We start from the raw sequence: 20,467 nt of genomic DNA on the forward strand, positions 1-20,467 counted from the left end.
CAAGAGGGGGAATTAACGGGGGCACTGCGCCCCCGTCAGGAGAATCAGCCGCGCTGACGCACCGCTTCGAACAGGCAGATGCCGGTGGCGACCGACACGTTCAGCGAAGAGACGGTCCCGGCCATCGGGATGCTGATCAGCTCGTCGCAGTGTTCACGGGTCAGGCGGCGCATGCCTTCGCCTTCCGCGCCCATCACCAGCGCCATCGGGCCGGTCATTTTGCTCTGATACAGCGTATGGTCGGCTTCACCGGCGGTACCCACCACCCAGACGTTCATTTCCTGCAACAAACGCAGCGTGCGCGCCAGGTTGGTCACGCGGATCAGCGGCACGTTTTCAGCCGCGCCACAGGCCACTTTCTTGGCGGTGGCGTTCAGCTGGGCGGAACGGTCACGCGGCACGATCACCGCGTGCACGCCGGCGGCGTCGGCACTGCGCAGGCAGGCGCCGAGGTTGTGCGGGTCGGTCACGCCGTCCAGCACCAGCAGGAATGGCGTTTCCACGCTCTCCAACAGGCCCGGCAGATCGTTTTCCTGATACTGACGCCCTTCGCGCACCCGGGCGATGATCCCCTGGTGCACCGCGCCTTCAACCTTGTCATCCAGCCATTGGCGGTTCGCCACCTGAATAACGATACCGGTCGCTTCCAGCTCGGCGATCAGCGGTTGCAGGCGGCGATCTTCGCGGCCTTTCAGGATAAACACTTCCAGGAAGCGTTGCGGATCGCGCTCTAACAGGGCTTTGACGGCGTGGATGCCGTAAATAATTTCGCTCATGATGCTCTTTTAAATTCGTGCGGCCGGCGATAACCGGCCGATGGTAACGATGTGCGGCAGGTTAGGCCTGCTCGGCACCTTTCTTCTTGGCTGCGCGTTTGGCTTTGGTCGCCGCCGCGATTTTTCGCGTTTTGTCGGACGCCTTCTTGGCCTTCTTCTTCGCCTTCTTCACCTTGTCGGCGGGCTTGGCGTCATCCTGCTTGCGGAAGGCGCTGTCCGGCTCGAAGTTGGCCGGCGGTTTGCCACCGCGGCGCTTGCCGCGCCCTGCGCCACCGTTGTCGCGCAGCGTACGCTGACCGCCATTCTTGGCGCGATCGCGCTCGGTTTTGCCTTCACCGCGCGCTTTGCGGGTGCTGGACACCAGCGCGAAGTCAATCTTGCGCTCGTCCATATGCACCGCGTCCACGCGGATCTCCACCGTATCCCCCAGACGATAGACCGTGCCGGAAGACTCGCCGATCAGGCGCTGGCCGATATTATCGTAGCGATAGTAATCATTATCCAGCGTTGATACGTGCACCAGCCCGTCGATGAACAGATCGTTCAGGCGCACGAAGAAGCCGAAGCCGGTCACGCTGGAGATGATGCCGCTGAACACTTCACCGACGTGATCCTGCATGAAGTCGCACTTCAGCCAGTCGGCGACGTTGCGCGTCGCTTCGTCCGCGCGGCGCTCGGTCATCGAGCAGTGTTCGCCCAGCTGCAGCATCTCTTCGAATTCGCTGTGCCAGCCGCCGGTCGGCGTCCAGCGCTCTTTCGGCTCGCCGTGTTCTTTGGCCAGCTGATATTTGATGGCGCGGTGCAGCGCCAGATCCGGATAACGGCGGATCGGCGAGGTGAAGTGGCCGTAAGACGCCAACGCCAGGCCGAAGTGGCCGCGGTTTTCCGGATCGTAAATCGCCTGCTTCATCGAGCGCAGCAACATGGTTTGCAGCATTTCGTGATCAGGGCGCTCGGACACTTCATCCATCAGCACCGCATAGTCTTTCGGCTGCGGCTTGTTACCGCCGCCCAGCGTCAGCCCCAGCTCGCTCAGCACGCTGCGCAGCGCGGAGATATGGTCGTCGCTTGGACGATCGTGCACGCGGTACAACGCCGGCTCGTTGCGTTTCTCGACGAAGCGCGCGGCCGCCACGTTGGCCATGATCATGCACTCTTCGATCAGCTTGTGGGCGTCGTTGCGCACCGTCGGTTCCACGCGCTCGATGCGACGTTCGGCGTTGAAGATGAATTTGGCTTCTTCGGTTTCAAACGCGATGCCGCCGCGCTCGGCGCGCGCCTTATCCAGCACCTTGTACATGGCGTGCAGCTCTTCCAGGTGCTTGACCAGCGGATGGTAATGCTCGCGCAGCTCCTGGTCGCCCTGCAGAATGTGCCACACCTTGTTATAGGTCAGGCGGGCGTGAGAGCTCATCACCGCCTCGTAGAATTTGGCCGTCGACAGGCGCCCCTGGGCGGAGATGGTCATCTCGCACACCATGCACAGGCGATCGACCTGCGGGTTCAGAGAGCACAGCCCGTTGGACAGCACTTCCGGCAGCATCGGGATCACCTGCGACGGGAAGTAGACCGAGTTGCCGCGGCTGCGCGCTTCGTCGTCCAGCGCGGTGCGCGGACGCACGTAGTAGCTGACGTCGGCGATCGCCACCCACAGGCGCCAGCCGCCGCCGCGTTTCTTCTCGCAGTACACAGCATCATCGAAGTCGCGCGCGTCTTCACCGTCGATGGTGACCAACGGCAGCTTGCGCAGATCGACGCGGCCCTTCTTGGCCGCTTCCGGCACCTGCTCGCTGAGATCGGCCACCTGTTTTTCCACCTGCGGCGGCCAGGTATGCGGGATCTCATGAGTGCGCAGCGCGATGTCCACCGCCATGCTGGTGCCCATTTTGTCGCCGAGGATCTCGACGATCTTGCCGACCGCCTTGGTGCGGCGGGTCGGACGCTGAGTCAGCTCCACCACCACCATAAAGCCCATGCGCGCGCCGCTGACGCTGTCCGCCGGGATCAGAATATCAAAGCTCAGACGGCTGTCGTCCGGCACCACGAAGCCGGTACCGGCGTCCATGAAGAAACGGCCGACGATCTGACTGGTTTTCGGCACCAGCACGCGCACGATGCGCGCCTCGCGACGCCCTTTACGGTCTGCGCCCAGCGCCTGCGCCAGCACCACGTCGCCGTGGATCGCCATTTTCATCTGTTCGGCGGACAGGTACAGATCGTCTTTGCTGCCCTCAACGCGCAGGAAGCCGTAGCCGTCGCGGTGGCCGATCACCGTGCCGCGCAGCAGATCCAAACGTTCCGGCAGCGCGTAGCACTGGCGGCGGGTAAACACTAACTGGCCATCGCGCTCCATGGCGCGCAGGCGGCGGCGCAGCGCTTCCAGCTGCTCTTCGCCGCTGAGGCCCAGTTCGTTGCCCAGTTCTTCGCGGCTGGCCGGCGTTTCTCGTTTCGCCAAATGGGCCAGGATATATTCACGGCTGGGGATGGGGGATTCGTATTTTTCTGCTTCTCGTTCCAGGAATGGATCTTGTGACATTGCGGTTCCTCCGTTGTCATCAGCAGGATGACGTTGAGCCTTGTCTTCTCAACGTCGTTTTATTCGACAAGCAATAGCTTGTAGAGCGGCGGATTGTCTTCGACCATGTCGGCCAACGTATGCTTATCCAGCTCTTCAAGGAAATTCTGTACGCCCTGCTGGAGCACCTGCTTCAGTCGGCAGGCAGGGGTGATGTGGCAAAACTCGCTGCTGCAGTTAACCAGCGCAAGCGGCTCCAGCGCCCGCACTACGTCGCCGAGGCGAATGCTCTCGGCCGGTTTGCCCAAACGGATGCCGCCATGCTTGCCGCGCACCGCCGTGACAAAACCCACCCGGCTCAACTGATTGATGATCTTCACCATATGGTTGCGAGACACGCCGTAAACCTCGGTCACTTCCGAGATGCTGGTCATCTTGTCCTGCGGCAACGAAGCCATGTAGATCAACGCCCGCAGGCCATAATCAGTAAAACTTGTTAACTGCACATCTTACCTCTGGGTATCACTTTACCCGTCTGATACGCCGCTTTTCGGCGCTATTCAAAAGATTACTCATTGGATAATAAACCAGCCGGAGAGTTCGTCGCTAATTATTTAGCGAATCCCGCGCCCTAAGGCGGGTTTATGAAAGGATTTTTTGACGTGAAACCGCAATCGGAGGGAGTCAGGATAAAAACAAACCGGGACGCGCCCGGTTTGTTTAGTGCCGCAAAGCCTGATTATGCGTCGAACGGGTCGCGCAGGATCATGGTTTCGCTGCGATCCGGGCCGGTAGAGATGATGTCTACCGGTACACCGGTCACTTCTTCGATGCGCTTGATGTAGTTCAGCGCAGCCTGAGGCAGCTTGCTGTGCTCTTTCACGCCAAAAGTGGTTTCGCTCCAGCCCGGCATGGTTTCGTAGATAGGCTCAATGCCTTCCCAGCCTTCTGCCGCCAGCGGAGTGGTGTCCACTTCGCGGCCGTCCGGCATGCGGTAGCCCACGCAGATCTTCACTTCTTTCAGGCCGTCCAGGACGTCCAGTTTGGTCAGGCAGAAGCCGGACAGGGAGTTGATCTGCACCGCGCGACGCACCGCTACGGCATCCAGCCAGCCGGTACGACGACGACGGCCGGTGGTGGCGCCGAACTCGTTACCCTGCTTGCACAGGTACTCGCCGGTTTCATCGAACAGTTCGGTTGGGAACGGACCTGCACCCACGCGAGTAGAGTAAGCTTTCACGATGCCCAGCACGTAGTCCACATAACGTGGGCCAATGCCGGAACCGGTAGCTACGCCGCCTGCGGTGGTGTTGGAAGAGGTCACGTACGGATAGGTGCCGTGGTCGATATCCAGCAGGGTGCCCTGAGCGCCTTCGAACATGATCAGATCGCCACGCTTGCGCGCGCCGTCCAGCAGTTCGGAAACGTCAACCACCATGGCGGTCAGGATGTCGGCGATAGACAGCACATAGTCCAGCGTCGCCTGATAATCGACGGCTTCAACTTTGTAGTAGTTGACCAGCTGGAAGTTGTGGTAATCGACGATCTCTTTCAGCTTAACGGCGAAGGTTTCTTTGTTGAACAGGTCGCCGACGCGCAGGCCGCGACGAGCCACTTTATCTTCGTAAGCCGGGCCGATGCCGCGACCGGTGGTGCCGATCGCTTTCGCGCCGCGCGCTTTCTCACGCGCGTTATCCAACGCAACGTGGTAAGGCAGGATCAACGGGCAAGCTTCAGACAGTAACAGACGTTCGCGTACCGGGATGCCACGCGCTTCGAGTTCACCCATTTCTTTCATCAACGCGTCCGGCGCCAGAACAACACCGTTGCCGATGATGCTGGTGACGTTTTCACGCAGAATACCTGAAGGAATTAAATGAAGGACGGTTTTTTCACCGTTGATTACCAGAGTGTGGCCAGCGTTATGGCCACCTTGGTAGCGCACAACATATTGAGCCCGTTCAGTCAGCAGGTCTACAACCTTGCCTTTACCTTCGTCACCCCATTGGGTGCCCAGTACGACGACGTTCTTACCCATTTTTCAAAATCACCGATTGCTTAAAAATGGATTCTACCACCGTAATTTTCGATTTTCAGCACTTTTAGCATACGATTGCATAAATTTTGGGCTAGACTTTAAAGACCCGTGCGGCCGCTCAACATGTAGTAGATCACGCAGCCCGCAACCACTATTCCACCGCCAAATCGCCGCAGCGTCGCGTCCGGCAGCTGCGACATCGCCACAATCATTTTGCGCCAGGCCTGCGGAAACAGCATCGGCCCCAATCCTTCCAGTACCAGAACCAGCCCAAGCGCCAGCCAAATCGTTGAGTTCATGCATCCCCCAAAAACGAGAAAGGGCCCGCGTAAACGGGCCCTCGTTCAGATTGCCTGCCGCGCTTATTTGCGCAGGGTATCAGGCGACTTCATGTAGCGGAAGAAATCGCTGTCCGGGCTCAGTACCAGCACATCCTGGTTGTCCTTGAAGCTGGCTTCATAGGCGCGCAGGCTGCGGATAAAGGCATAGAAGTCCGGATCCTGGCTGAACGCATTGGCGAACAGTTTGGCCGCTTCGGCATCGCCTTCACCGCGGGTGATACGCGCCTGACGCTCGGCTTCCGCCAGGGTACGGGTCACTTCGTAGTCCGCGCTGGCGCGCAGCTTCTCGGCTTCTTCCTGGCCTTGCGAGCGCAGACGACGGGCTACCGCTTCACGCTCGGCGCGCATACGCTGGTAGATGGCGTCGGACACTTCGGCCGGCAGGTTGATCTGCTTGATACGCACGTCGATCACTTCGATGCCCAGCGCCGCCATGCTGTTCGGGTTCACCTGCGGCTGTTTGCCGGTGGTTTCCCGCTCAACGCGCGCCGCCGCAGAGGCGATAGCGTCATCGGCTTCGGTGGTCGCCACTTCCTCGCCGTCGCCCACGGTGCCGGTGTTCAGCGCGTCACGCACGTCGGACATCAGCTTGCCGCGCGAGTCGGTCACGATGTCTTTCACATCCAGGCGGCCGATTTCGGAACGCAGACGGTCGCTGAACTTACGTTTCAGCAGCACTTCAGCCTGGGAGACGTCGCCGCCGCCGGTCGCCAGATAGTAACGGCTGAAATCGCTGATGCGCCACTTCAGATAGGAGTCGACGATCAGGTCTTTCTTCTCGCTGGTCACGAAGCGATCGGCCTGGTTGTCCATGGTCTGGATACGCGCATCCAGGTTCTTCACGGTTTCAATGAACGGGATCTTGAGGTGCAGACCCGGCGCATACACCAGCGGCTTGTTTTCGCCGTCGCGCAGAACCTTGCCGAAGCGCAGCACGATGCCGCGCTGGCCTTCCTGCACCACGAACAGCGAAGCGTACAGCACCACCAGCACCGCGAGGACAATAACTACAAAAGACTTACGCATTGATTACTCTCTCCCTACGCGAGTGGTGTCGTCACGCTGCGCATTCGCCCGGCGCTGATCCATAATCGAACCGCCGCTGGTGCGCGGAGCGCTGCTGTTGGCAGCCGGCGCAGGATTCGGATTGAGGCGAATCAGGCTGGTATCCTTGTTGCCGCTCTCCGGTGCCGCGCCTTGGCCGCGCAGCATCTGATCCAACGGCAGCACCATCAGGTTGTTGCCTTTGTCGCTCACCAACACCTTACGGGTATGGCCCAGCACTTTTTCCATGGTTTCGATATACAGACGCTCACGGGTGATCTGCGGAGCGGACTTGTATTCCGGCAACAGTTTGGCAAAGCGCGCCACCTCACCCTGAGCTTCCAGGATGGTGCGGTCTTTATAAGCCTTGGAGTCTTCCAGCAGACGCTGCGCCTGGCCGTTCGCACGCGGCTGAACTTCGTTGGCGTAAGCTTCCGCTTCACGGATGTATTGCTGCTCGTTCTCACGCGCGGCGATCGCATCGTCGAACGACGCCTTCACCTCTTCCGGCGGACGCGCCGCCTGGAAGTTGACGTCCAGCAGCGTGATGCCCATGTTGTAAGGACGAATGGTCTCTTCCAGCATGCGCTGCGTATCGTTACGCACCACGGTACGGCCTTCGGTCAGGATGCGGTCCATCGAGTATTTACCGATCACGCCGCGCAGGGCGCTGTCGGTCGCCTGGCTCAGGCTGTCGTCGGCATTGACGACGCTGAACAGGTACGCTTCCGGGTTGGTCACGCGGTACTGCACGTTCATTTCCACGCGCACCACGTTTTCATCGGAGGTCAGCATCACGCCGGACGCCGCCAGCTCGCGCACGGATTCCACGTTTACCGGACGCACGTCGTCGATGAAGGTCGGTTTCCAGTTCAGGCCCGGCTGCACCAGGTGGCTGAACTTGCCGAAACGCGTCACGACGCCGCGCTCGGCTTCCTTGATGGTGTAGAAGCCGCTGGCGGCCCAGATCACCACCACGGCGACCGCCGCGATACCGATAATGCGGCCGCTGAAGCCCGGACCAGAGGTGCCGGTGCCGCCGCTATTGCTGTTGGAGCCTTTGCCCCCGCCGAAACCGCTCAATTTCTTGCTCAGTTTGCGGAAGATATCGTCCAAATCAGGTGGCCCTTGATCACGACCGCCTTTGTTGTTACCGCCAGAGTTGCCGCCATTGTTATTGCTGCTCCCCCACGGGTCGCGGTCCTGTCCGTTATTACCGGGCTGATTCCACGCCATGTTTTAGCTCCATATTCTGTGATTGGGTACTTCAGGCTTTCGCGAAGCATAAATGTAACAGGATATGATCATACGATAAAGTCAATCAGGTCCTGTTCTTGCTTGCAGAGACGACGCCATTCGACGATCGGCATTCGCACCACCACGCCAATGCTGCCGTCCTCCTCGTTCCACTCTTTTTCAATCGCCTGAAGCTGGTAAAAACGGCTGCGAAGACGGCCTGCCCGTGGCGGTAAGCGCAATTCGTAATGCGCGATCTCCCCCGATAAGCGCTCCGTCAACGCCTGATACAGCAACGGAATACCCTCTCCGCTGGCGGCGGACAGCCACACCCGGATCGGCAGGTTTTCGTCGTTGCGGTCGATACGCGGCACAAAATCGTCCAGCATATCTATTTTGTTCATCACTAACAGTGTAGGGATTTCATCCGAGTCGATCTCCGCCAGCACGGTGTTCACCGCTTCGATGTTCTCATCGACGCGCGGATCCGCCGCGTCGATGACGTGCAGCAGCAGCGATGCCTGGCGCGTCTCCTGCAGCGTCGCCTTGAAGGCGGCCACCAGATCGTGCGGCAGGTGCCGGATAAAGCCTACGGTATCCGCCAACACGGTATCTCCCACGTCCGGCACATCAATGCGCCGCAACGTAGGATCCAGGGTGGCAAATAGCTGGTCCGCCGCATACACCTCGGCAGACGTTATTCGGTTAAACAGGGTGGATTTGCCGGCGTTGGTGTAGCCCACCAGCGATACGGTCGGCACATCGGCGCGGGTCCGCGCGCGTCGGCCTTGTTCACGCTGCTTCTCTACCCGCTCCAGGCGGCGCAGAATCAAGCTGATGCGATCGCGCAACAGGCGACGGTCGGTCTCAAGCTGGGTTTCCCCCGGCCCGCGCAAGCCTATCCCCCCTTTTTGCCGCTCCAGGTGCGTCCAGCCGCGCACCAGACGCGTGGCGATGTGACGCAACTGCGCCAGCTCCACCTGCAGCTTACCTTCATGGGTGCGGGCACGCTGGGCAAAGATGTCTAAAATCAACCCGGTGCGGTCGATCACCCGGCATTCGCACAGGCGCTCAAGGTTTCTTTCCTGCGCCGGGGAAAGGGAATGATCAAACAGGACAACAGACGCGCCGCTGGCTTTCACCGCATCTGCAATTTCTTCGGCCTTTCCTTCGCCGACAAAGTACTTCGGATGCGGGGCTTTGCGGCTACCAGTCACCACTTGCAAAGCTTCGACACCGGCTGAGGAAACCAACGATTCGAACTCGTTGAGGTCTTCCGTATCTTTGTCTTGCGAGAAATAGATATGAACCAGTACGGCCTGCTCACCGGCTTCATAACGGTCAAACAAGCGTGCAACCTCTCAAACGGACACTCACCGTGAGTTTGGGGGACATAAACAGCGCGCGGCTGCTTATGCTCCCCGTCATGGTTGACTTGCAACGCGCTTTATTCAGCGTCATCGCTTTCCTGCTGCGACTGTTGCTGCGCAGACGGATTGTTGCCATGGTGATAGTTGCTTGAACCGCCGCTCGGGTTGTTGCTGTGATGCGAAACCGGACGTGACGGGACAACGGTAGAGATAGCGTGCTTGTACACCATCTGGCTAACCGTGTTCTTCAACAGGATGACAAACTGGTCAAAAGACTCAATCTGGCCTTGCAGCTTAATACCATTCACCAAATAAATAGAAACCGGAACACGTTCACGACGCAATGCGTTCAGGAACGGATCTTGCAAAGATTGCCCCTTAGCCATTCTATCTTTTCCTTATTTGCTTGTTGTTTGTAACTAAGAACCTGTCGGCTCTAAAATAAACGACGTAAAAATTTGCGCGCTGAATACTCAGCAATTGTACACAATCACCCAACCTATGCACTAACAACCTGTGTCACCGAGTCCAAAGCCTCTCCCGGCTTTTCACTGTCCAACCAATGGACCGACTCCCAACCCCGTAACCAGGTCATCTGGCGTTTAGCCAACTGACGTGTTGCGCAAATACCACGATAAACCATCTCATCGTAACTAATTTCACCAGACAAGTATGACCACATCTGGCGGTAACCGACACAGCGAATGGAGGGCAAGTCCGTATGCAAATCACCCCGTGCGAAAAGTGCACGCGCTTCCGTCTCAAAACCCGCCGCCAACATTTGATGGTACCGCAGCTCGATGCGTTGATGGATCAACTCACGGCTGGTCGGCGCTATCGCAAATTGGTGAACTTGATACGGTAACGATTCACCCGAAATTTGAGTCAGTTCCGTTAAAGTTTTACCCGAAATAAAAAAAACTTCCAGTGCTCTGGACAGTCTCTGCGGATCATTCGGATGAATTCTCAATGCCGCGACCGGATCGATCGCCTGCAACTGCCGGTGCAACGCCTCCCAACCCAGCTCCGCCGCTTGCCGTTCGATGCGCTCGCGCACTGCGGGATCGGCGGACGGCAGCGGCGACAATCCTTCCAGCAACGCCTTGAAATACAACATGGTACCGCCCACCAGCAGCGGAATGCGCCCGGCGGCGGTGATGTCGGCCATCTCTTTCAGCGCGTCGGCGCGGAACTCCGCCGCCGAATAAGCTTCGGCGGGATCGCGGATATCGATCAGCCGGTGCGGCGCCTGCGCCAATTCTTCGGCGCTCGGCTTAGCGGTGCCGATATCCATGCCGCGATAAATCAGCGCGGAATCGACGCTGATCAGCTCCACCGGCAGGCGTTCGCGCAGCGCGATCGCCAGCGCGGTCTTGCCCGAGGCGGTCGGCCCCATGATGAAAATAGCCGGGGGACGTGGTGTCATTTCAGTTTCAGTCATGCTTGAGGGCCGCCAGTGCGGCCTGTAAATCAACGGGTTGTAAAAGTCCGCTCGGTGGCGATTTGACCAGCTGCGGGCAAAGTCGTTCAACGTCGGTCAGCAATTGTATCGCTTGCGAGGTGTTCCACTGTTCATGTTCGCTGCCAAGGCGACGAGCGAGCCAGGTAGCCAGCACCGCGGGCGACATCTCCTGATGTTCGGCCAGATAGCCTAACAGTTCGGGTATCAGTTTTTGTAAATTTTGTTGGCGTAATGGTAAAGGCACTGCGCGCAACGTCACACGGCCATGATCTGTCTGCAGATCCAGCCCCATCGCCGCCAACAGCGTCTGATGCCGCGCAATGGCCGCCGCTTCGTTTTTACTCAGCGTCAGCTTGATCGGGATCAGCAGCGGTTGCGGCCGCAGCCCCTCCGCCGACGGGTTGAGCTGCGCCTGACGCAGCCAGCGTTCGGCCACCGTCAGATTGAGCAGTGCCGGCAGTTGGCGCTGCTCAATCAACGCATAGCATGGCGGATAAATCATCAGCACCCGGCCAAAACTGTGCTGCCCGCCCGCCAGCGGTACTTCCGCTGCGGCTTTCACCGGCGGGAACAGCGGTGGCTTGCTCGGGGTTTCCGACTCGGCGTCGGCCGGCGGCTCTGCGGCGGGCTGGATCAGTTTGCCGTACAGCTCGCCTTCGCGTTTCTGGTAACCGCCCGCCGTTTGCCAACCCGGCTGCGGTGCGCGCTCGCGGGCGACGCCGGCCTGCGGCGGCGTTTCGCGGCGCGGCGCAGGCTGAGAAAAATGGTTGCCGCCGGCGGCGACGCGGTTTTCCTGCTGCCAGACCGGCGCTGGTTCTTCGTCAGGCGTTTCCGTCAGCGGCAGCAGCGGCGTTTGGCCGGCCTGCTGCAGCACGGTGGTCACCGCCTGATAAATAAAATCGTGCACCAGCCGCGCCTGATGGAAACGCACCTCGTGCTTGGCAGGGTGAACGTTGACATCCACCTGGTGCGGATCGACCTCCAGGTACAGCACGTAAGCGGGCTGCTGATCGTCTTTCAACTGATCCTGATAGGCCTGACGAATGGCGTGATTGATCAGCCGATCGCGCATCATGCGGCGGTTGACGTAGCAATACTGCATTTCACCCAGCTGACGCGCGCCGGCCGGATCCGCCACCCAGCCGCGGATGCTCAGATCGCCGTGCTGCCAGTCGATGTTCAGCGCATGCTGCAAAAACGCCGGGCCGCAGATGCTGCCCAAACGGCGCTCGTGTTGGCTTTCTTCCTTCGCCGCCCGGTATTGGCGGATCAATTTGCCGTTATGGCTGAGGTTGATCGCCACATCGAAACGCGCCAGCGCGATGCGCCGCACCACTTCATCGATATGGCCGAATTCGGTTTTCTCGGTGCGCATGAACTTGCGACGCGCCGGGGTGTTGTAAAACAGATCCAGCACTTCCAGCGTGCTGCCGACCGGATGCGCGGCGGGTTTGACCGTCACCGCCTGCTCACGCCCTTCGGCGTAGGCTTGCCACGCTTCGCTCTGCTCGGCGGTGCGCGACGTCAGGGTTAAACGGGAAACCGAGCTGATACTGGCCAGCGCTTCGCCGCGAAAACCGAGGCTGACGATCGCCTCCAGGTCGTCGAGCGTGCTGATTTTACTGGTGGCATGCCGCGCCAGCGCCAGCGCCAGGTCGTCCTTGCCGATGCCGCAGCCATTGTCGCGAATGCGGATCAGCTTGGCGCCGCCGCGTTCAATATCGATGTCGATACGCGTCGCGCCGGCGTCCAGGCTGTTTTCCACCAGCTCCTTGACCACCGACGCGGGGCGTTCAACCACCTCTCCGGCGGCGATCTGGTTGGCGAGCTGTGGCGGTAACACCTGGATAGGCATGCTGACTCCTGTAGCGATGGCGCTAGGCCTGCGGAATGGTCAGCGTCCGATCCAGCGGCGCGACGTCCGACTTCAGATTATTGACCCGTTTCAGATCGCCGACGCTGACGCCGTAACGAGAAGCGATGGAGGAGAGCGTATCCCCACGGGCCACTTTATGTTTGGACGGCTTCTTCGCCGGCGTTTTCGCCTTGGCGACGGTAGTGATGGCGGCGTTTTTCCCCGCCGGCACCTTCAGGCGTTGCCCGACCCATACGCCGTCTTTCTTCAGTTTGTTCAGATCCCGCAGCGCCGCCATGGTCGTACCGTAGCTGTCGGCGATGCCGGACAGCGTCTCCGCCCGCTTCACCACGTGGATCTGGGTTTTGCCGCTTTGGCTGCGGCTCGCGCCGGCCGAGCTGACGATAGGCTCCGGCTGGCGCACGTCTGGTGTTGAGGTGTTAACCGCCGCTGCGACGTCCAGCGGTCGGTTTTCCACCTTTGGGTCGGCTTGCAGCGGATGCGCCAGGAAGTAGCTGCGCAGACCGTTATGGATGGCCTTGGCAATCTTCTCCTGATACGCGCTGCTGCCCAGCAGCCGCTCCTCCGTGCTATTACTGATAAATCCGGTTTCCACCAGCAGCGATGGGATATCCGGCGAACGCAGCACGCCCAGGCTGGCGTGTTCCGGCCGGCGTTTATGCAGCGATCCGACGCTCTGCAGCTGCTGCAGCACTTTCACCGCCACATCGTACCCCACGCGCTGCGAGTGGCCGAACTGCAGGTCCAGCACCGCCTGGCTCAGATAAGGGTCGGCCTGGCTGTTGGCCAGCAGATCGCCGGCGCCGCCTAGCAGCTCGGACTGCTTCTCATGCTGTTCGAGCCAGCCGGCCATTTCGCTGTTGGCGCGGCGGTTGGACAGCACCCAAACGGAAGCGCCGCTGGCGCTGCGGTTCGGCGCGGCGTCGGCGTGGATGGAAACCAGCACGTTGGCGCCCTGCTTACGCGCGACGTCGGAACGCCCCATCACCGAAATGAAATAGTCGCCGTTACGCGTCAGCACCGGCTTGAACTGCGGATCGGCGTCCAGCATCGCCTGCAGACGGCGCGCGATGGCGATGGTGACATTCTTCTCTTTCAGGCCGGTCGGGCCGATGGCACCCGGATCCTGACCGCCGTGGCCGGCGTCGATCGCCACCACCACCCGATCGCCGGAACCGGCGGAAACGCGGCTGCTGCGCGGCGTCACCTCGGTGGCGGTGCCTGCGACCACGCTCTGTTTATTGGTAAAGGGGTTTGAACCCGGCGGCGCTTTGCGCAGCGGCGGCTCCGGCGCTTCACGCACCGCGACCGGCGCCTGACGCGGCGGTTGGCTGACCGCCACCGGCGCAGGCGTTTGCACCGGCGCTTTACGCGCCACGGCATTGGCGCCGCCTTCGGCCGTAATGGTGAAGACCACGGTGTGCACGCTGCCGTTCTGACGGGTGGAAACTCGGGTTTTGGCGCGCTGGGTCAGATCAAACACCAGGCGCACGCTCTGGGCGTCTTTCGGCGCGCTGGAGCGAATGCTTTTCACCAGGTTTTGGCCGCTGAAATTGAGCGGCAGGCCGCCGACCTTGCCTTTCTGGTTGACGTCCAACACCACGCGATCCGGGCCGTGCAGCGGGAAAAACGCGTAGTCCGGCGGGCCATTGAAACTCACCGACACCGTCGCTTCGCGCTGGGCGTTAGAGACTTTGATATCGGACAGCGAAGACGCCGCCAGCGCGTTCAGCGCGCCGAGCGGCCCCAGCACGGCGATCAACATGACGATCGCAAATTTTTTCAACGCATGCGTCATTGCAGCATCATCCCTGTGATCCATGGATACGGTCTAACAATTGGCCGCCGTAAGCGGAAATCGCCTCGATCTGCGCCTCTCGTCCTTCGCCCTGATAGCGCAGATGTAACGCCAGATCCGGCTCCGGCAGCACGCCGGTGCCCTGCTGCGGCCATTCGACCAGGCAGATGGCGTCTTGCGCGAAGTAATCGCGAATGCCCATAAACTCAAGCTCTTCCGGATCGGCCAGGCGATACAGATCGAAGTGATACACCGCCAGCGGCTGCAGGGCATAAGGCTCCACCAGCGTGTAGGTCGGGCTTTTGACGTTGCCCCGATGCCCCAACGCCTGCAGGAAGCCACGGCTGAAGGTGGTTTTACCGGCGCCCAGGTCGCCGTACAGATAGATGACGCTGGCGCGATCGCAAGCCTTGGCCAAAGTGGTGCCCAAAGCGACAGTCGCTGCCTCGTCCGGCAGAGGTAAAACGAGTTCTTTCATTCGATAAAGTCTATTTTGCCCACTCAGGGTTAACGAAATGAAGGATGTCCGGCAGTAAATCGGTCGCCAACATGCCTCTTGTACCTTGTCTTTCCGCTACGCGATCGCCGGCCGCGCCGTGTACGACGCAGCCCGCACAGGCAGCATCATACAGCGAGAGCTTTTGCGCCAGCAAACCGCCGATGATGCCCGACAGCACATCGCCCATGCCGCCCGAGGCCATGCCGGCGTTGCCGACGTCGGCGATCGCCATCTGCCCCCGCTCATCGGCGATCAGCGTTCCGGCGCCTTTCAGCACCGCCACGCCGCCATAACGCGCCGTCAGGTTACGCACGGCAAGTAAGCGATCACTCTCGATGTCGGCGGTGCTGCAGCTCAACAGCCGCGCCGCCTCCCCGGGATGCGGAGTCATCACGCGATTCTGCCGTTTCTCGGGATTTAATGCCAGCAAGTTCAGCGCATCGGCGTCCCACAAAGCCGGTTTATCGCTGGTTTGCAGCACGTTCAACGCGTTTTTGCCCCACTCAGTCTGGCCCAACCCCGGGCCAACCACCAGCACATCCGCCCACTGCATCGCCTGCCGCAGCGTCGCTTCGTCCAACGCCTGTGCCATCAACTCCGGTCGGGCCGCCAACAGCGGCGCAACGTGTTCAATGTGAGTGAGCACTCGCACTAATCCCGCCCCGCTGCGCAGCGCCGCTTCCGCCGCCATGCGAATGGCGCCGCCGAATCCGCGGTCGCCGCCCACCAACAGCAGACGGCCATGTTCGCCCTTGTGGGCGCAGGGACGGCGCGGATGCAGCCAGCGCGGCAGCACTTCGGCGGTAAGCCGCTGAATCTGCTCCGGTTGCTTTGCCAACCAACCCGATAAGCCTAGCGTATTCTGATGAAGTTGCCCGACCCAATCGCGCGCCTGGCCGGTCAGCAACCCCGGCTTAAGACCGATAAACGTGACGGTGTGTGCGGCACGCACCACCGCCCCCGGCGCCGCACCGCTTTCTGCCAGCAGGCCGGACGGGATATCGAGCGCCACCACCGGCGCCGAATGGCGGTTGGCGGCTTCGATCAGCGCATCGTAAGGCGCACGCGGCGCACTGCCTAAACCGGTGCCTAACAGAGCGTCGATGATCAGATCGACTCGTTCAGGCCAGCGGCTGTGCGCCGGCAGAATATCGCCGCCGGCGGCCAGCCAGGCCAGGCGGGCTTCAGCGGCCTCCGGCGGCAACGGCCGTGCGCCTTCACAGGCGATCACCGTCACCTGCACGCCCGCCGCCTTCGCCAGGCGCGCCGTCACATAGCCATCGCCGCCGTTGTTGCCGTGGCCGCAGAGCACCAGCCAGTGGTCGCGTGAGGGGTAAGCGTTGCGCGCCAGCGCGTAGGCCGCCTGACCGGCGCGCTGCATCAAATCGTAAAGAGAAATACCGAGCGAGGCCGCCGCCGCAGGTTCCGAACGCCGGATCCAGTCCGCAGGCCAGACAGAGTGTGGTAAACTGTCAACGTATGCTTTTTCACTGTGGCCCGTCATGACGCACCCCCTCGATCTCCATCAACTCGCCCAACATATCAAGCAATGGGGGCAATCGCTAGGATTCCAGCAGGTTGGCATCTGCGATACCGATCTGAGCCTTGAAGAGCCGAAGCTGCAGGCCTGGCTCGACAAACAGTACCACGGCGAGATGGAATGGATGGCGCGCCACGGCATGTTGCGCGCGCGCCCTCACGAGCTGTTGCCGGGCACGCTGCGGGTGATCAGCGTGCGCATGAACTACCTGCCGGCCAAGGCGGCGTTCGCCAGCACCTTGCAAAACCCGCAGTTGGGTTACGTCAGCCGCTACGCGCTGGGGCGCGATTACCACAAGCTGTTGCGCCAGCGCCTGAAAAAGCTGGGCGATCAAATCCAGGAATACTGCGGCGAGCTGAATTTCCGTCCCTTTGTCGATTCGGCGCCGGTGATGGAGCGCGCGCTGGCCGCCAAAGCGGGTATTGGCTGGGTTGGTAAACACTCACTAATTCTCAACCGCGAAGCCGGATCCTGGTTTTTCCTCGGTGAACTGCTGATCGATCTGCCGCTGCCGGTGGATCAGCCGCAGGAAGAGCAGTGCGGCCGCTGCGTCGCCTGCATCACCACCTGCCCGACCGGTGCCATCGTCGCGCCCTATACCGTCGACGCCCGGCGCTGCATCTCCTACCTGACCATCGAGCTGGAAGGCGCGATCCCGGAAGAGTTCCGCCCGCTGCTCGGCAACCGCATCTACGGCTGCGACGATTGCCAGCTGATCTGCCCGTGGAACCGCTTTTCGCAACTCACCGATGAAGACGACTTCAGCCCGCGCGCCGCGCTGCATGCGCCGCAGCTGATCGATCTGTTCAATTGGACGGAAGAAAAATTCCTGCGCATCACCGAAGGCTCGGCGATACGCCGCATCGGCCACCTGCGCTGGCTGCGCAATATCGCGGTGGCGCTGGGCAACGCGCCTTATGAGGACAGCATCGTACTCGCACTGCGCGCGCGTTTGGAGCAGGACGCCATGCTGGACGAACATATCCACTGGGCGCTGGCGCAACAGCTCGCCCGCCGCGAAGCGCAGGGCATTGAGGTGCAGACGGCGCAGAAAAAACGGTTGATACGGGCTGTGGAAAAAGGCCTGCCGCGCGACGCCTGAGGGCGTACATCGCACAGTCATGCCGCCCGAGCGACTCACTCTGTGGATTTGTGTATAAAAATAAAAACACGTTGTCTTTCAACTGCAACAAAAAGAGCAAGTGATCGGCATAACGTTTCGGCATAAATAAATAAGCTTATAAATCAAAGCAATAAATATTTAATTTGTATGACGTTGATTTTTCAGGCAGGCGGGTTTATGTACAGAGGCTGTGGATAACTCTGTTCACAACGTTTTTACCGGGTGTGTAAAACGGGACAAAAATCCGCGCCCGACAAGGCGTTGGATTTGAGTTTGAAACGAAGAGAAAATTGGAGCGGGAACGAGACTCGAACTCGCGACCCCGACCTTGGCAAGGTCGTGCTCTACCAACTGAGCTATTCCCGCATTGAGATGCTTTTGGCATCCGGCCACCAAACACTGGCGTGACCTTTGAATTTTTGGAGCGGGAAACGAGGCTCGAACTCGCGACCTCAACCTTGGCAAGGGTGCGCTCTACCAACTGAGCTAGTCCCGCGTCGCATAGATACTGCTTGATACTGCTTTATTTAGTCATCATGCCGCATCGCGACATTGTTGAATTTGGCGCGGGAATCGAGACTCGAACTCGCGACCCCGACCTTGGCAAGGTCGTGCTCTACCAACTGAGCTATTCCCGCGTCGCATAGATACTGCTTGATACTGCTTTATTTATTCATCATGCCGCATCGCGACATTGTTGAATTTGGAGCGGGAAACGAGACTCGAACTCGCGACCCCGACCTTGGCAAGGTCGTGCTCTACCAACTGAGCTATTCCCGCCCGGCGTATCGATGGTGGAACGTTACGAAATTCTTCATCGGTACGGGGTGCGCATTATACGAGAAATCCTTTTTGTCGCAAGCCCCTGAAAGCAAAAAAACGCGTTTTTTGTTTGATTGCCGATTAAAGCGCCAGATTGGCGAATTAAGCGGCTAAAAACGGCGTTTTTTCTCCACAGGGGCTGCTATCGCCTTAAAGCTGAATGAAATGTTCGCGGTAATAAGCCAGTTCGGCCACCGATTCGCGGATGTCATCCAGCGCCTGATGGGTGCCCTGCTTCTTAAAGCCGCCGAGAATTTCCGGCTTCCAGCGGCGCGCCAGCTCCTTCAGCGTGCTGACATCCAGATAGCGGTAATGGAAGTAGGCCTCCAGTTCCGGCATATAGCGGAACAGGAAACGGCGATCCTGGCCCACGCTGTTGCCGCAGATCGGCGATTTGCCGGCCGGCACCCATTGCTGCAGGAAGGCGATGGTTTCCAGCTCGGCAGCGCGATCGTCCTGGCGGCTGGCTTTCACTCGCTCCACCAATCCGCTGCCGGTATGGGTGCGCACGTTCCACTCGTCCATCAGGGCCAGCTGCTCATCGGTTTGATGCACGGCGATCACCGGCCCTTCCGCCAGGATGTTCAGGTTGGCGTCGGTGACCAGCGTGGCGATTTCGATAATGCGGTCACGCTCGGGATCCAGCCCGGTCATCTCCAAATCGATCCAAATCAGGTTATTTTCGTTTCCTGTCATGATGTTTCCTGCCTAAAAGCCGAGAGAAAAACGCTGCGCGGACGAGACGGCGGGTGCCGCCGGTGGCGACGCGCCGCAGCCGGCGGCTAACAACGGTTATTTAATATAAAATAGCGTGTATCATAGTCTTTTTGGTCGCCCTGGGCGACATATACCCTGACGGGTTCAAGGCTGCGCCCGGGGAAAGTCCCCCGCCGCAGCTGTGCGTATACGTAAAGGTATAAAACCGATTCAAGTGAGGCGCAGTGAGTAAGAACAAACTGTCCAAAGGCCAGCAACGCCGCGTGCAGGCGAACCATCAGCGCCGTCTGAAGCGCGCTGACAACAAACCGGAACCTGATGATTCCCAACTGGGCGAGCCGCAGGAAGGCGTCGTCATCAGCCGTTTCGGCATGCACGCCGACGTTGAGGCGCCGGATGGCACTCAGCACCGCTGCAACATCCGCCGCACGCTTCGTTCGCTGGTGACCGGCGATCGCGTGGTGTGGCGCCCCGGCCTGGGCGCCCATGAAGGGGTAAAAGGCATCGTGGAAGCGGTGCACGAACGCACCTCGGTGCTGACGCGCCCGGATTTCTACGACGGCGTGAAGCCGATCGCCGCCAATATCAATCAGATCGTCATCGTGTCGGCGATCCTGCCCGAGCTGTCGCTGAACATCATCGACCGCTATCTGGTGGCCTGCGAGACGCTCGAAATCGAGCCGCTGATCGTGCTCAACAAGATTGACCTGCTGGACGCCGAAGCGCGTAAGCTGGTCGACGGCATGATGGATATCTATCGCAAGATTGGCTACCGGGTGCTGGAAGTCTCCAGCCAGACGCGGGAAGGCATGGCGGAATTCGAACAGGCGCTGGCCGGGCGCATCAGCATCTTCGCCGGACAGTCCGGGGTCGGCAAGTCCAGCCTGCTGAACGCGCTGCTGCCGCCGTCCGAAGAGCAAATTCTGGTAAATCAGGTTTCCGACGTATCAGGCCTCGGGCAACATACCACCACCGCCGCGCGGCTGTACCATTTCCAGCACGGCGGCGATGTGATCGACTCCCCAGGGGTGCGCGAGTTTGGCCTGTGGCACCTGGAGCCGGAACAAATCACCCGCGGCTTTGTCGAATTCCGTGATTATTTAGGCGGTTGCAAATTCCGCGACTGCCGCCACGATACCGATCCCGGCTGCGCCATTCGCGAGGCGATGGAGAAAGGCGATATCGCGGAAGAGCGTTTCGACAACTATCACCGCATTCTGGAAAGCATGGCGCAGGTGAAGGTTCGCAAGAACTTCACGGACGCCGCAGACTGACACTAACGGGCGGGATTGACGACGGCGGAGCCCTCG

17 protein-coding genes and 4 tRNA genes are annotated in these 20,467 nt (G+C 60.2%); 2 read left to right on the forward strand and 19 right to left on the reverse strand.

Annotated features, from left to right (window positions below):
* Positions 1–44: 44 nt before the first annotated feature.
* From rlmB to nnr, 14 genes are all read right to left on the reverse strand, one after another.
* Positions 45–776 (reverse strand): 23S rRNA (guanosine(2251)-2'-O)-methyltransferase RlmB, encoded by a 732-nt coding sequence (gene rlmB, locus GKN89_RS14145; protein WP_004933653.1) that lies wholly within the window; start codon positions 774–776, stop codon positions 45–47.
* 61 nt (positions 777–837) lie between these two features.
* On the reverse strand, positions 838–3,312 hold the full coding sequence (rnr, locus tag GKN89_RS14150) for a ribonuclease R (protein ID WP_154747209.1): 2,475 nt from the start codon (positions 3,310–3,312) through the stop codon (positions 838–840).
* 59 nt (positions 3,313–3,371) lie between these two features.
* A complete protein-coding gene (gene nsrR / locus GKN89_RS14155) occupies positions 3,372–3,797 on the reverse strand; it encodes a nitric oxide-sensing transcriptional repressor NsrR (protein WP_015376391.1) in 426 nt (141 codons plus the stop codon).
* 233 nt (positions 3,798–4,030) lie between these two features.
* Positions 4,031–5,329 (reverse strand): adenylosuccinate synthase, encoded by a 1,299-nt coding sequence (locus GKN89_RS14160; RefSeq protein WP_025159583.1) that lies wholly within the window; start codon positions 5,327–5,329, stop codon positions 4,031–4,033.
* A 98-nt stretch (positions 5,330–5,427) separates the two neighbouring features.
* Positions 5,428–5,628 (reverse strand): DUF2065 domain-containing protein, encoded by a 201-nt coding sequence (locus tag GKN89_RS14165; RefSeq protein WP_004933666.1) that lies wholly within the window; start codon positions 5,626–5,628, stop codon positions 5,428–5,430.
* A gap of 63 nt (positions 5,629–5,691) precedes the next feature.
* On the reverse strand, positions 5,692–6,696 hold the full coding sequence (gene hflC / locus GKN89_RS14170; RefSeq protein WP_004933669.1) for a protease modulator HflC: 1,005 nt from the start codon (positions 6,694–6,696) through the stop codon (positions 5,692–5,694).
* A gap of 3 nt (positions 6,697–6,699) precedes the next feature.
* Positions 6,700–7,950 carry an FtsH protease activity modulator HflK gene (gene hflK / locus GKN89_RS14175; protein ID WP_019453380.1) on the reverse strand — a complete coding sequence of 417 codons (1,251 nt, stop codon included), beginning with the start codon at positions 7,948–7,950 and terminating at the stop codon, positions 6,700–6,702.
* A 68-nt stretch (positions 7,951–8,018) separates the two neighbouring features.
* Positions 8,019–9,299: a ribosome rescue GTPase HflX gene (hflX, locus tag GKN89_RS14180; RefSeq protein ID WP_004933675.1), complete on the reverse strand. Its 1,281-nt coding sequence runs from the start codon at positions 9,297–9,299 to the stop codon at positions 8,019–8,021.
* A gap of 98 nt (positions 9,300–9,397) precedes the next feature.
* The gene (hfq, locus tag GKN89_RS14185) at positions 9,398–9,706 is read right to left on the reverse strand and encodes an RNA chaperone Hfq (RefSeq protein ID WP_019453381.1); all 309 of its coding nucleotides are present in this window, start codon (positions 9,704–9,706) and stop codon (positions 9,398–9,400) included.
* 113 nt (positions 9,707–9,819) lie between these two features.
* Positions 9,820–10,761 (reverse strand): tRNA (adenosine(37)-N6)-dimethylallyltransferase MiaA, encoded by a 942-nt coding sequence (miaA, locus tag GKN89_RS14190; protein ID WP_154747210.1) that lies wholly within the window; start codon positions 10,759–10,761, stop codon positions 9,820–9,822.
* Positions 10,754–12,637: a DNA mismatch repair endonuclease MutL gene (mutL, locus tag GKN89_RS14195; RefSeq protein WP_154747211.1), complete on the reverse strand. Its 1,884-nt coding sequence runs from the start codon at positions 12,635–12,637 to the stop codon at positions 10,754–10,756. Before mutL ends, miaA begins: the two co-directional genes overlap by 8 nt.
* Positions 12,638–12,659: 22 nt before the next feature.
* Positions 12,660–14,456, reverse strand: coding sequence for an N-acetylmuramoyl-L-alanine amidase AmiB (gene amiB / locus GKN89_RS14200; RefSeq protein ID WP_063918011.1), 1,797 nt, complete (start codon positions 14,454–14,456; stop codon positions 12,660–12,662).
* Positions 14,457–14,463: 7 nt separating this feature from the next.
* The gene (gene tsaE, locus GKN89_RS14205; RefSeq protein WP_025159581.1) at positions 14,464–14,934 is read right to left on the reverse strand and encodes a tRNA (adenosine(37)-N6)-threonylcarbamoyltransferase complex ATPase subunit type 1 TsaE; all 471 of its coding nucleotides are present in this window, start codon (positions 14,932–14,934) and stop codon (positions 14,464–14,466) included.
* Positions 14,935–14,944: 10 nt separating this feature from the next.
* On the reverse strand, positions 14,945–16,459 hold the full coding sequence (gene nnr / locus GKN89_RS14210; RefSeq protein ID WP_154747212.1) for a bifunctional ADP-dependent NAD(P)H-hydrate dehydratase/NAD(P)H-hydrate epimerase: 1,515 nt from the start codon (positions 16,457–16,459) through the stop codon (positions 14,945–14,947).
* On the opposite strand from nnr, the gene queG reads away from it, so the two are divergent.
* Complete coding sequence (gene queG / locus GKN89_RS14215; RefSeq protein WP_074055428.1) at positions 16,458–17,597, forward strand: tRNA epoxyqueuosine(34) reductase QueG; 1,140 nt, start codon at positions 16,458–16,460, stop codon at positions 17,595–17,597. The genes nnr and queG overlap by 2 nt on opposite strands.
* Positions 17,598–17,909: 312 nt before the next feature.
* On the opposite strand, the gene GKN89_RS14220 is transcribed toward queG, so the two are convergent.
* From GKN89_RS14220 to orn, 5 genes are all read right to left on the reverse strand, one after another.
* Positions 17,910–17,984 (reverse strand) — tRNA-Gly (locus GKN89_RS14220).
* Positions 17,985–18,038: 54 nt separating this feature from the next.
* Positions 18,039–18,114, reverse strand: a tRNA-Gly gene (locus GKN89_RS14225).
* Positions 18,115–18,180: 66 nt separating this feature from the next.
* A tRNA-Gly gene (locus GKN89_RS14230) sits at positions 18,181–18,256 on the reverse strand.
* Positions 18,257–18,322: 66 nt separating this feature from the next.
* Positions 18,323–18,398 (reverse strand) — tRNA-Gly (locus tag GKN89_RS14235).
* Between the two features lie 192 nt (positions 18,399–18,590).
* Positions 18,591–19,136, reverse strand: a complete 546-nt coding sequence (orn, locus tag GKN89_RS14240; RefSeq protein ID WP_019453388.1) for an oligoribonuclease — start codon at positions 19,134–19,136, stop codon at positions 18,591–18,593.
* A gap of 245 nt (positions 19,137–19,381) precedes the next feature.
* Here orn and rsgA point away from each other — a divergent pair, with 245 nt between their 5' ends.
* A complete protein-coding gene (gene rsgA, locus GKN89_RS14245; protein WP_019453389.1) occupies positions 19,382–20,431 on the forward strand; it encodes a small ribosomal subunit biogenesis GTPase RsgA in 1,050 nt (349 codons plus the stop codon).
* The last annotated feature ends 36 nt before the right edge of the window (positions 20,432–20,467 follow it).

This window comes from Serratia sp. YC16, from assembly GCF_009707615.1.
In the GTDB taxonomy this organism is placed as follows: domain Bacteria; phylum Pseudomonadota; class Gammaproteobacteria; order Enterobacterales; family Enterobacteriaceae; genus Serratia; species Serratia surfactantfaciens.